This is a genomic window from Zobellia alginiliquefaciens (assembly GCF_029323795.1).
Classification (GTDB): domain Bacteria; phylum Bacteroidota; class Bacteroidia; order Flavobacteriales; family Flavobacteriaceae; genus Zobellia; species Zobellia alginiliquefaciens.
The window spans coordinates 4493160-4505935 of sequence record NZ_CP119758.1; the positions used below are offsets into that span (position 1 = coordinate 4493160).

The window sequence follows — 12776 nt, forward strand, 5'->3', positions numbered from 1 at the left end:
AATTCTATTAAAAACCAACCGCAGTATCATCACCACGGTGATCGGCACCACCTTCCAAAGTACCATCGGCTAACACACGAATGGCATCTACTTTTCCGATAATAGGCGTCCGGTCTTCATTAATGTTATAACCTTTGGATTTCAGTTCGTTCTTTAATTCATCAGAAAAACCATCTGGCTCAAAAATAACCATATCCGGTAACCATTGGTGATGGAAACGTGGTGCGTCAACGGCCTCCTGCATACTCATATTAAACTCATACCCGTTTAAAATGGTCTGTGCCACAGCGGTAATGATAGTAGAGCCTCCCGGTGTTCCCACAACCATCCACAGTTGACCTTCCTTTTCCACAATAGTAGGTGTCATACTACTTAACATACGTTTTCCCGGGGCAATGCTATTGGCTTCGGCTCCAACAAGCCCAAACATATTAGGTACTCCGGCTTTGGCGCTAAAGTCGTCCATTTCATTGTTTAAGAAAAATCCGAGCTCGTCACAATAGAGCTTTGATCCATAGGCTCCGTTTAAAGTAGTGGTAACAGAAACGGCATTACCCTTTGCATCAACAATAGAGTAGTGGGTGGTCTCCATACTTTCCGCCATTTGCGGATTTCCTTCACGAACATCTACAGACTTAGTTGCTTTATCAAAGGAGAAATCGTCCATTCTTTCTTCAATATAAGCATCGCTCAAAAGGTCTTCCATTGGTATACTTACAAAATCAGGATCACCCAGCCAATAATTACGGTCCGCATAGGCACGGCGTGCAGCTTCTGTAAACAATTGAACGGTCTTTTCGGAATTATGGCCAAACTCAGCCACATCATATGGCTCCATCATTTTTAATATTTGGTTGATAGTGACTCCACCGCTACTTGGGGGGCTCATAGAAATAATATGAAGATCTTTGTAGCTAAAAGAAACCGGTTCTCTCCATTGTACTTGGTATTGCTCTAAATCTTCTTCGGTAACGAAACCTCCATTTTCTTGGATAAAACTTGCCAGTACTTTTGCCGTTTCACCTTTGTAAAATCCGTCTCGGCCATCTTTGGCTATCCGGCGCAGGGTGTTTGCAAGAGCGGGATACTTTACCAAATCGCCAGCTTTACAACCAATGGGAAAGGTTGTAACGCTATCATTTACTTCAAGAATAACATCACGTACATTTTCAAATCGGGCTGCTTGCTTTTCGGTAACGATAACGCCGCTATCTGCGAGTGCAATTACGGGAGCGAGAATGTCCGCTAAGGGCATAGACCCAAACTTTTTGTGTACCTCAATGATTCCGGCCACCGTACCTGGCACGCCCACGGCAGTTGCACCTTTGGTACTCATACCCGGAATAACATTGCCCAACGAATCCAGATACATATCCTTTGTAGCTGATAAGGGTGCTTTTTCCCGATAATCCAAGGCTCCAACAGAACCATCCGCTTTGCGATAGACCATAAATCCGCCACCACCAACATTACCTGCAAAAGGGTAGGCTACCACTAAGGCCATTTCAGTAGCCACCATAGCATCAAAAGCATTGCCTCCTTGTTTTAAAATAGTTGCACCAATAGTAGAAGCTTCTTCGCGGGCAGAGACCACCATTGCTTTTTCGGCCACTACACCGGTAGGTCTTGCCGGTTTAGCGGGTGTGCTTTTGCAATTTACAAAGAGAAGAAGTAAAAGGAACTTGAGCAGGATTAAACGTGTTGGTTTCATAAGCGGTCCGGTTTAAAATTTTAATCTATTTTTAAAGTGAATCCTATAAGCTTGTATATTATATTAAAGTGATATAAATTTTTGTTTTGAAAAGACCATAAGCTCCTCAAAGAAAGCGGTAAACTCTTCTTCAAATTTATCATAGTGCTCCTCAAGATCTAGAATGGCAAAATTCATTTTGGATTTATTTTTCGTTCTCCGGTTCATGCCATTCAAAACTTTGGCTATACCTTCCATTTTGGAATAGTTGTATATCCAATTGTCAGAAATCATATACGGCATCATCCGTTGCACGCCTGCAGGCAGAATGGTATAATTGTCTTCTAGCAAGTCGTAAAAATTCTCCACATAAATATCCAAAGGCGTGTCACTATAGGTACTCCAATTTTTGGCCAGGTAATGATCATAGAATATATCCACGATTACCCGGCTATAGTGGCTATAATTTTTATGCAACCGTTTACTACTTATTTTAGGAATATCATGTGTATCCGTAAAAGTGTCAATTTCGCGGTGTAAAATAATTCCCTGCTGCACCCGTTCTGGTAAATGCTTGTATTTATTGGCGCGAATACTGTCCGCTATAAAGTTTCCCAAGGTAATTTCTTGGTCTCCAAAGGAGAGGTAAATATGTGCAAGAAAATTCATAAGTCCGAATTTACAAATTGCAAACATAGTATTAGCCCTAGACCTGTATATTTGCATAAACTATTTAGAATTTAGAAAAAAATGACATTAATAAAATCGATTTCAGGAATACGTGGTACCATCGGCGGCCGTTCTGGTGATAACCTTACCCCAATTGACGCTGTAAAATTTGCAGCAGCTTATGGAATATGGCTTAAAGAATATTCAAAAAAAGACAAGTTGAAAGTGGTAATTGGTCGTGATGCCCGTCTTTCTGGTGAAATGATTCAGAACCTTGTAGTTTCTACCTTGGTAGGATTAGGTATAGACGTTGTTGACTTGGACCTTTCCACAACACCTACAGTGGAGATTGCCGTTCCTTTGGAAAAAGCGGACGGTGGTATAATTTTAACGGCCAGTCACAACCCAAAACAATGGAATGCACTAAAACTTTTGAATGAAAAAGGCGAGTTTTTAGATGCCGCGCAAGGGGCTAAAATTCTAGACATTGCAGATAAAGAAGATTTTGATTTCTCTGAAGTAGATGATTTAGGGAGTATTACCAGAAACGATTCATATATAGATATCCATATTGATGAAGTATTGGATCTTCCCTTAGTGGATGCAGATACCATCCGAAAGGCAAAATTTAAAGTTGTGGTAGATGGCGTGAATTCTACCGGAGGTATCGCTATTCCTAAACTCTTGGAAGAGCTAGGAGTGGAAGTTGTAAAATTATACTGTGACCCAACAGGCCATTTCCCACACAATCCAGAACCTTTAAAGGAGCATTTAGGAGATATCTGTGACTTGGTAATCAAAGAAAAGGCGGACTTTGGAATCGTAGTAGATCCAGATGTTGACCGTTTGGCATTTATTGACAATACAGGTGAAATGTTCGGAGAAGAGTATACACTAGTGGCTTGTGCGGATTATGTTTTGGGCAAGACCAAAGGAAATACGGTTTCTAACCTATCTTCTTCCCGTGCATTACGTGATATTACCCAAAAGCATGGTGGCACGTATGAAGCTGCAGCAGTAGGAGAAGTAAATGTGGTTACAAAAATGAAAGCGAACAACGCCATTATTGGTGGTGAAGGCAACGGAGGAATAATCTATCCAGAGAGCCATTATGGTCGTGATTCACTGGTTGGTTCTGCTTTGTTCTTAATGTTAATGGCCGAAAAAGGGGGTACTGTTGCAGAATTACGAGCAAGCTATCCTTCTTATTTTATGAGTAAAAAGAAAATACAATTAACACCAAGTTTGGACGTGGATGGTATTTTGAAGGCTATGGCCGATACATATAAAGACGAAGAAATATCTACTATAGACGGAGTGAAAATAGATTTCGCAGAAAATTGGGTACACTTGAGAAAATCCAATACGGAACCTATTATCCGTATTTACACCGAAGCAAAAAGTCAGTCTGAAGCAGATGAACTTGCCGATCGCGTTATTGGTGAGATCAAAGAGGTAGCGGGGTTGTAACAAGACCACCCTTAGACTAGGCTCAGGGTTGTGCTTTAAGACTTAACGCTTGGAATGTTTAATGAGGTTACTCTCATTTATATTCCAAGCGTTTTTTTGTGTATAAGCTCACTTGGAGCTTGGCCATAATTAAACACCCCTTTCAGCGCACAGTCAGTTTGAAACTATTGGTTATAACTGCCCCTTCCTGAGCACAGCCGAAGGGAGGGGTTACTGAAACTCAACAGGAACCTTGTTTCTATGCTTCCATCGCCTATGGGTCCACAAATAATATTCTGGTTTTTCTTTAATCTGTGCTTCCGCAAGACGAATAAAAGTGTCCGTAATCTCGTGTTTTGCGGTAGAAGCCCCAGAGGTGGTTATAGGAATAAATTCAGCTTTATAGTAGCCTCTTTTTACTTTGGATACTTTTAGAAAAACTACGGCAAGGTCCATTTTTCTAGCTAGGCTTTCCGCTCCATTAATCACAGGAACTTTAACGCCCATAAATTCTGTCCAATACTGTGCACGTGACATTTGAGGAGTTTGGTCGCTTACCATGCCAAAAATTCCCTTCACATTATTCTTGTAGTTTACAAGAACAGTTTTAGCAGTTTCTTCTTTGGTAATTAAAGTCGTATTCCAACGTGCGCGTACTTTCCTTACCCATTTATCAAAATATCGATTGCTTACTTTTTGATAAACGGCATAGCCTTTAGATTCCACATAATTGTTAATACTAACGTTCCATTCCCAATTGGCATAGTGGGAACATACCACGAGAATGGTTTTTTCTTTTTCAATTTCTTGGATGAGCTCAATATTTTGTACATCATACCGTTTTTGGACATCTTCTTTAGAAAGGTTCATTGTCTTTACCATTTCCAAAAAAGCATCGCACATATGGTGATAGAATCGCTTTTGAATGTCTAATATTTCTTTTTGAGACTTTTCTGGGAACGCCAATTCTAAATTGGACTTAACAACCTTTTTTCGGTAACCGAACACATGAAATACCAAAAAGAAAACAAAATCGGAAAATCCATAAAAAAGGCGATAGGGAAGTATAGAAATTAACCATAGCAACGGATACGCCAAAACAAAAACAAGCAACTGCATGAAAACATTTTAATGCACAAATATAGCTATATTTGACACTAAATTAACTTCACAATATGAACAACCTAGATATTGCCACCATTGTGGTAATCGCTGCCAATGTTTTAGTCTCCTTAAAAGGATTTAATGATACCGCTTTCTTTGAACGTTATAAATTTGGCATAGGTCAGATTCAAGCCGGACAAAAGGATAGGATGTTAACCTCTGGTTTTTTGCATGTAGATATTGCCCATCTTTTTTTCAATATGTTTACGCTTTACTTTTTTGCGCCTGTGGTAGTGAACTGGTTTGGGTCCGGAAAATTTATCGGCATCTATTTTATTAGTTTGTTGGCCGGAAGTTTATTGGCTCTCTTTTTCCATAAAAATGAATCGTATTATAGTGCCGTTGGTGCTAGTGGAGCGGTAACCGGCATACTTTATGCGGCAATCCTTCTGCAACCTAATATGCAATTGGGTATTATGTTCATTCCAATACCTCTCCCGGCTTATGTTTTTGGTATTGGTTATTTATTGTATTCCATTTATGGAATGAAAAGCCGTTTAGGTAATATTGGCCATACGGCCCATTTTGGGGGAGCCATTGGTGGGTATGTAAGTATGCTTCTCTTTATGCCTCGATTATTGGTCAATGAGCCACTTATGGTAGGGTTGCTGGCATTGCCCATTATTATACTTCTTGTGATGGCAAAATTGGGAAAAATATAAGGTGCCGTTTATCTATATTCCTTAATAAATCTCCTAGTTAGCGTATTAATATTTCGGTAAAAAGGCAGGAAAATCCCGTTATATAGGTATTTCATCGAAAAAATATAAGATAGGTATACACTTGAACGTAGTTTTACGTTCTGTTAGAACCCAAATCTAATAGCTTTTAAACCTACTTATAATGAAAAGACTTTCCCTAGCTGCATTAGCAGCTGTTGTATTTGCTACATCTTGTAGTGATGAGACAACCGTTTTTAGCGATACTGAAGATGATATTGCTATAGAAGCCAAAGAATCTGTATTAAAAAATAGTATTCTTTATGATGATGCCGGTGTATTGGATATTAATAATACCGAGAGTTCTTCCGGTAAAACCTCAAAGACAATTGAGGAAATGGCAGGCGATTATCCATTAACGTTAATTGCCCGTGTTCATCCACCTTCATATGCTGGTGCAGAAAACCTTACCGCTTCCCATGTAGATGTTGATGGTAACTACGCCTATGTATCTTATAATACAGTTGAAGATGGTTATGCGGGCGGTATTGATATTATAGATGTAAGTGACCCAAACAATCCTCAAGTAACTTCTAGATTGTACTATTCCAATGCAGATATTAACGCCATTGCCTATGATAATGGATATGTATATGCTGTGGGTGGTGTAGATGCAGAAAAGTCGGTGAGAGCTACGGCAAACTCATTTGTGGTTAAAATTCCTGCTTCTGGAGGAAGATTGGATACAAGTGGTGACTTGGTATATGGTTTTCAAGAAGGATTTACGGCCAATGATGTAAAAATATCATCTGATGGCGTTTTGGTTACAAGTGGTAAAGATGGTTTGTTGACGTCTTATAAGAGCACTGACCTTTCTACTCAAAACGATGTTTCTTTTTCCGATTTACGTTCTGTGGCACATAATAATGGAACTATTGCAGTTTTAGATGCCAGTAATGGTGTGAGTATTATGGATACCGATTTTACGGTAAGTCAGGAAATTTCAATTAGTTCGGATTTTGGAGATAATAGTAAGAGAACGTTGGATTTTTCAGGAGATAGATTATTTGTTTCTGAAGGTGCTAAAGGTGCTGGAGTTTATAATATGACCAGTGGAGATTTGGTACAATATATTCCTATTCTATTGAATCCTGAAGGAACCGAAAGTGAAAACATCGTAACCAACGCTGTAGCAATTAACGAAGATGTGTTGCTTATGGCCAATGGTGGTGCGGGCTTGTGTCTTTCCGAAGAAAAAGATGGTCAGACAAATATTATAGGGGTTGTAGATTTAGACGGGTCTATAAACTTTGTAGCCTCAAAAGGCGATTATATTTTTGCCGCTTCCGGTAAAGCCGGTCTGCAGATAGTTAAATTAAATAGACCTGACGAAAGCTTAGAAGCTCGTTGTTCTGATTTGCTATATTATTCCGGTAGTTCTAACCTCTCCGTAAATGAAGGTGAAACTAAAGAATACAAAGGGTCTAAATGGTTCAATACCCTTAATGTAAACGGTTCTTTGTTATTATGTGGTACCTGGGCAGTGAAAAACAGTAGCTACATCAATAGTGGTGGATTATTTGAAATGAACGGTACGTTGTATATCGGTAGAAATAATTCTAAAAAAAATATTACAGTTAATAAAGATGCTACCCTTAGAATTGAAGGTAACTTTACGGTCTACGGAGATATAATTCTTAATGATGGTGCTACCCTTGAATTTATAGGAGATGATTCTGTAGCTAATGTCTTTGGAAGTGTTAAAAAACTCGGAAGCGCTAAAGTTATAGGTGAGTTTAGAGATGTAAGAAACAAGTTCTAAAATAGATATGACTCGTACTAAATAATCGATACAGATTATTTAGGATTAAATTTATTATTTAAATCTCATTGAAGCTAGCTTCAATGAGATTTTTTGATTTGTATTGTTTCATTATGATTTTGTTTTGCCGATGCATGAGTTCCGGTGTTAGCATGTGGTTCGATAGATGTGGTCTTAAGTTGTTGTAAATGCAAATAGCTTGTTCTACCAATTTTCTCTTCATAGGTAACGACTCCATAGGTTTTGCAACGTTGAACTCTTGTTTAAGTATACCATTGATCCTTTCTGCAATTGCATTTTCATAAGGATCGTATTTTTCGGTCATGCTGGATGTAATTGCGTGTTGCGACAATAGGCTCTGATATTCATTGGAACAATATTGCAACCCTCTATCGGAGTGGTGGATAAGTGGTCCATCTTTATACATCCTATTGTTCAAAGCCATCTCCAGAGCTTTTATGGTTCCATCAACTGCCAGGCTTTCCGATACGCTATATCCTATTATCTTTTTAGAATAAGCGTCCGTTATCAATGCTAGATAAGATGGGTTTTTCCTAGCCCCTAAATAGGTTATATCGCCAACCCATACTTGTTCCGGTCGATTGATCTCAACATTGCAAACAATATTCTTATGCTTTCTAAATCGATGGTGCGAGTCTGTAGTTATGTGATATGATCTTTTAGGCTTTATAAGCAAATGATTTGCTTTGAGTATTCTAAAGAGTTTATCTCTGCCAACATTTAAAACAAAGAGTTTATCCTTCAATATATAATACAATTTTCTAGTACCTATTTTAGGCATGACACTACGAATGCTGCGCACTAAAGCAATGACTTGTTTTACTATATGCTGCTTTTTCGTCCTAGATTTAACAGCTCTATAATATACCTGTCTATTTAGCCCGAGTAAGTTACAGGTGGAAACTATTGTTTCTTTTTGTTCTTCTTTGAAGCGTTCAATAACTCGGGCGTGTAATTTTTTCTGATAGCAATATCATATTCCTTTTCTGCCATATCTACTAACATATCAAAAATGATTACCTTTTTATCAGCTCTTTCGGCCAAGTGCTCGGCACGAGCCTTTTGCTTTTCCAAAAGTTTAACTTTAGCCTCTAGCTCAACGATTCTTTGTTCCGGTGTTTTTGCCACGGTTACTACGGATAGGTTTTCCCAATCAAAGGTACCATATTTTCGTAACCATGAAGTAATTGTTGATCTGGCCTGTATGCCATATTTAAGGTGAGCGGAAAGTCTATCCTGCTTACCAGATTCAATTTCCTCTACTACTTGAAGCTTAAAAGAAAGCGAATAGTCTTTTTGGGTTCTTTTTATATAACCCGTCTTTACTGATGTATTCATTACACTAAATTTTAGTGTATCGCTATGTTAGGACGGGACATAATATAAATATAAAACGCCCTTGTCCATTAGGATAAGGGCATTTTTCATTGTTGTATTGCGTTAGACTTCTAAAGTGTTTTTAGGTATTCTAAAAGTGCCAATCGTTGGGCGCTGGTTAGGTCGTCTCCAAAAGTGTGTCCTTGGTTTCCGTAGCCTTTTATGGTTGTATCATAGGTTTCCTTGTCTACTTTACTAGTTTCCACGGTGTAGTTCCATCCTAAGTTTTCTTTATCATAATCGGTACTGTTAAAACTGCGGCTCCAATATTTAGGACGTTCAGAGCTATTTAGCACTTCTGCTATTGTTGCGACAGAACTGTTGTGGAAATAAGGGGCAGTTGCCCAAACACCATCCAACGGAGGAGCAATATATCCTCCTTCTGCTTTGAACTCCAGTCCCGTAGTTCCGGTGCCGAACCAACCTGTATTAAACCAATCTAAAAAATAGTCATTTACGGTTGAAGGTGTCGTGTATAGATTAGAAAGGGCCGGATCTGTTCCAATAGATGTAAGGGATACCAAGAGGTTGGGGTATTCTTCGGTTTCTCCATAAGAGCCGTGGCATTTTACGCAGTTTTCCTCAAAAACGGGTTTACCCTGAGCTGCTAAATCGGTGTCAGTTTCAAACGGGTATTCCGGTGCTTCTATACTATAAATATAGGCTAGTACATCGGGCATTTTGGGGTCTATCTCTTCCGCTTTCGTTTTATCGTCCAGTGTCAATAAACTAGAACCGATGAATGATTTACAAAAATCTCTTCGCCCTATAGCGTGGTAAAACATGGCATTTTTCTTCTTTAATAACCACCAGGCAGGCACGTCTGTAGGAATTACCTCGTTACTGACATTTACATAGGGTGTGTCTGTCCACTCCAACGTGTTTTTGTCTCTATGGGCTGCTAGAACCCTAGTAATTTTATCCGCAGGGTTAACACCGCGGGTTTCCGTAACCGTTTTAGGACCTATAGCCTCAATGCCTTTTCTAAACTGGTCGTAGGCTTCCCATTCATCACTATCCTGTCCACCATAAAGTAAAGAAATACCGGTACTGACCAGGCCAATATTATCAGCTCTGTTAATGGTAAAATCGGCAACCTGACTTCCGAGGCCTACCATGAACTCATTATTTATAAAACTTGCGTGACATGACATGCAATTGGGAGAGACTATCCGAACACCATTTGCGGCATCAATGGCTGTATATTCATAGCCAATATTGGCGTTGTCACCCGTGCGTTCCAATACGTTTGTATGGTCTTCTCCAAAGCCCTGTATAAAGGCGTCATAAGGTACACCGGAGCTCATGTAGTTTCCGCTAGTCAAAAACTCATACCCTTGGGCGGCGTTGCCTATTCTTTGGGTGGAGGCAGGGATTGCATCTAGCTCCAGAACTACTTCAGGTTCAGTTACCGGCTCTGGATCGGGATCAGGAGTTGGAGATTCCGTGTCTGGGTCAGGGACAGGCTCGTACTCGTTACTATCGCTAGAACAGGCGTAACCGACTAACAATATAACTACTAATGCAAAGGATTTTAAGTGCTTCTTCACAATCAAAAGGGTTTTATTCGCTTGAGGGACAGCGTTATGAAACTAGGGGAAGTTACTAATAAAGGTAAATAAAAGTATTGCTTATGACATGAAAAACATAAAAACTAGATAAACCGAAAAAATGAATTCCGTAACGCCTTTTACTCGATAATAAAGATTAGGTGTTCCGGGCTTACCACGAAATCAAAGTGTATTCCTTTTTATTCCTAGTAGGCTTGCTCCGAGGAAGTTTACTACCTCTCTACTTTGAAATTACAGCTTCATGATATGGGTTCGTAGTCGTTCAAAATGGTCGGTTCTCTGTCATGCAGGTCAAAAAGCCACTATTTAGAATGTTTTTGAATTTCAATTAATATATTTAATATATTGTTTTTCAATTAATTGTATCGATTGTTTAAATGATAAGTTCATGTTAAGGTCTCTGGTGTTTCTTAACATGGAAATCAAAATAAAATCAAAATTATTTCGTACCTTATCCTCCTAATTTTAAAACAAGAAAAATACCGAATGGCTAAATCTCAGCAAACTTATAATAAGACTGAAAAAGAGAAAAAACGTTTAAAGAAACGCGAAGAGAAACAAAAGAAAAAAGTTGCGCGTAAAGCTGCTGCAAAAGAAAATGACGAAGGAATTCCGTTTGCCTATGTAGACTTCAATGGCAACCTAGTGGATACTCCGCCAGATCCATCACAAAAAGTTCAAGTTGATGCCGAGGATATTGTTCTTGGTATTCCTAAAAAAGAAGAGGGAGACGAAGAAGAATTTGACCCGGTACGCAATGGAAAAGTATCTTATTTTGATTTCTCAAAAGGTTTCGGTTTCATCATCGATTCTGAGAATCAGGAAAAATACTTTGTTCACGTAAGCGGTCTTATCGACGAAATTAACGAGAACGATAAAGTATCTTTTGAACTTGAAAAAGGTATGAAAGGTATGAATGCGGTTAGAGTAAAGAAAATATAGCACCTGTTGCTGTTCAACTTCCAATTGCATTGTTCTAATTGGGCATAATAATTTGTCCATTTCCAATATTTATGAAAAAATATATTTTAGTTTTTTCTATAGTTTTTGCTACCCTTTGGTCATGCGCACCAAGAGCAAAAAATCTATTTAACGGAAAAGATTTAAATGGTTGGCATATAGATGTGCCGGCTATGGATAGCACAGATGCAAGAAACCCTTTTATCATAAGAGATGGCATGTTGGTGAGCTTAGGCACTCCAGCAGGCCATATTATTACAGATGCCACATACGAAGACTTTCGTTTAGATGTGGAATACCGTTTTGCCGGTGAACCTGGCAACTGTGGAGTTTTGGTTTTTGCTTCTACGCCACGCTCCCTATACAAAATGTTTCCAAAATCTATTGAGGTGCAAATGATGCACGAAAATGCAGGGGATTTTTGGTGTATTGTAGAGGATATAACCGTTGATGATATGCTGGCGCGTCGTGGACCTCAAGAAGAATGGGGTATTACCGAAGGTAAGAAACGGAGAATATTAAACCTGACCGATGATTCCGAAAAGCCGGTAGGCGAGTGGAACCACATGCAAATTGAGTGTCTAAAAAACGAAATTAAGGTTTGGGTCAATGGCGACTTGGTAAACCACGGTTATGATGCTACGGCACAGACGGGGCAGATCGCTTTGCAAGCAGAAGGCTCGGAAGTTGAGTTTAGAAAGGTTGCGCTCACGCCGATCACTCAACTTACAGAATAAGTCTCAACTTATTTTCTATTCCAAATTCAATTCCTGTGGTAAATCAGGAAAATCGATTACATCCGATGGGTTCATACCTTCTAACGTAACCGACCCTATCCGAACGCGCACCAAACGCAGCGTTGGAAAACCCACTACAGCTGTCATTTTCCGAACTTGTCTAAACTTACCTTCCGTTAACGTAACGGACAACCAAGAATTTGGTCTATGCGTACCAACACGTAGCAAATGGTGTGGTTCAGGAAAATCCGGTTCTTCTGTAAGTAGTCTTGCGTTACAGGGCTTGGTCAAATATTTTTTCCCTTCAATCCCAATTTCAACCCCTTGTTGTAATTCAGCTATAGCTTCAGGGGTAATGATTCCATCCAATTGGGCATAGTATTCCTTTTCAATTCCGGAACGATTGACGGTATCGCTTAGTTTTCCATCCGTGGTCATTAAAAGAAGACCCTCGGACTTTAAATCCAAACGTCCTATGGCCATAACGCTATCATCAAATGGGTGAAGCTCGCTTATAAATCGCTTGGACCTTTTTTCCTTTCTATTATTACTTCCCATTTGACTTATAAATCCAAAGGGTTTGTACATTTTGTAATGTTGGTGGGCCATTTAAAAGATTATGGTGTAAAGGTAGTAAAGACTAACTTGTAAAACCTA

At 39.1% G+C, this 12776-nt stretch carries 12 protein-coding genes; 5 read left to right on the plus strand and 7 right to left on the minus strand.

The window, feature by feature from the left end; all coding sequences use genetic code 11:
* Positions 1 to 7: 7 nt before the first annotated feature.
* Entirely contained in the window at positions 8 to 1711 is a 1704-nt protein-coding gene (ggt, locus tag P0077_RS18430; RefSeq protein ID WP_276166671.1) for a gamma-glutamyltransferase, read from the minus strand.
* A gap of 63 nt (positions 1712 to 1774) precedes the next feature.
* Positions 1775 to 2359: an acyl carrier protein phosphodiesterase gene (locus P0077_RS18435; protein ID WP_276166672.1), complete on the minus strand. Its 585-nt coding sequence runs from the start codon at positions 2357 to 2359 to the stop codon at positions 1775 to 1777.
* A gap of 81 nt (positions 2360 to 2440) precedes the next feature.
* Here P0077_RS18435 and glmM point away from each other — a divergent pair, with 81 nt between their 5' ends.
* Positions 2441 to 3829, plus strand: coding sequence for a phosphoglucosamine mutase (glmM, locus tag P0077_RS18440; protein WP_276166673.1), 1389 nt, complete (start codon positions 2441 to 2443; stop codon positions 3827 to 3829).
* A 210-nt stretch (positions 3830 to 4039) separates the two neighbouring features.
* Here the strand turns inward: glmM and P0077_RS18445 are convergent, their stop codons facing one another.
* Positions 4040 to 4927, minus strand: a complete 888-nt coding sequence (locus tag P0077_RS18445; RefSeq protein ID WP_276166674.1) for a lysophospholipid acyltransferase family protein — start codon at positions 4925 to 4927, stop codon at positions 4040 to 4042.
* Between the two features lie 56 nt (positions 4928 to 4983).
* On the opposite strand from P0077_RS18445, the gene P0077_RS18450 reads away from it, so the two are divergent.
* Together P0077_RS18450 and P0077_RS18455 are read left to right on the plus strand one after the other, a co-directional pair.
* The gene (locus tag P0077_RS18450; protein ID WP_276166675.1) at positions 4984 to 5634 is read left to right on the plus strand and encodes a rhomboid family intramembrane serine protease; all 651 of its coding nucleotides are present in this window, start codon (positions 4984 to 4986) and stop codon (positions 5632 to 5634) included.
* A 181-nt stretch (positions 5635 to 5815) separates the two neighbouring features.
* Positions 5816 to 7453: an LVIVD repeat-containing protein gene (locus P0077_RS18455; protein ID WP_276166676.1), complete on the plus strand. Its 1638-nt coding sequence runs from the start codon at positions 5816 to 5818 to the stop codon at positions 7451 to 7453.
* A gap of 58 nt (positions 7454 to 7511) precedes the next feature.
* Here the strand turns inward: P0077_RS18455 and P0077_RS18460 are convergent, their stop codons facing one another.
* From P0077_RS18460 to P0077_RS18470, 3 genes are all read right to left on the minus strand, one after another.
* Positions 7512 to 8414, minus strand: a complete 903-nt coding sequence (locus tag P0077_RS18460) for an IS3 family transposase (protein WP_349293007.1) — start codon at positions 8412 to 8414, stop codon at positions 7512 to 7514.
* The gene (locus tag P0077_RS18465) at positions 8378 to 8812 is read right to left on the minus strand and encodes a hypothetical protein (protein ID WP_276166634.1); all 435 of its coding nucleotides are present in this window, start codon (positions 8810 to 8812) and stop codon (positions 8378 to 8380) included. Before P0077_RS18465 ends, P0077_RS18460 begins: the two co-directional genes overlap by 37 nt.
* A gap of 110 nt (positions 8813 to 8922) precedes the next feature.
* Positions 8923 to 10401, minus strand: coding sequence for a c-type cytochrome (locus P0077_RS18470; RefSeq protein ID WP_276166677.1), 1479 nt, complete (start codon positions 10399 to 10401; stop codon positions 8923 to 8925).
* Between the two features lie 507 nt (positions 10402 to 10908).
* Here P0077_RS18470 and P0077_RS18475 point away from each other — a divergent pair.
* Entirely contained in the window at positions 10909 to 11364 is a 456-nt protein-coding gene (locus tag P0077_RS18475) for a cold-shock protein (RefSeq protein ID WP_276166678.1), read from the plus strand.
* A 71-nt stretch (positions 11365 to 11435) separates the two neighbouring features.
* Complete coding sequence (locus P0077_RS18480; protein ID WP_194527370.1) at positions 11436 to 12119, plus strand: 3-keto-disaccharide hydrolase; 684 nt, start codon at positions 11436 to 11438, stop codon at positions 12117 to 12119.
* Positions 12120 to 12134: 15 nt separating this feature from the next.
* On the opposite strand, the gene P0077_RS18485 is transcribed toward P0077_RS18480, so the two are convergent.
* Positions 12135 to 12707: a pseudouridine synthase gene (locus tag P0077_RS18485; protein ID WP_276166679.1), complete on the minus strand. Its 573-nt coding sequence runs from the start codon at positions 12705 to 12707 to the stop codon at positions 12135 to 12137.
* Positions 12708 to 12776 lie beyond the last annotated feature (69 nt).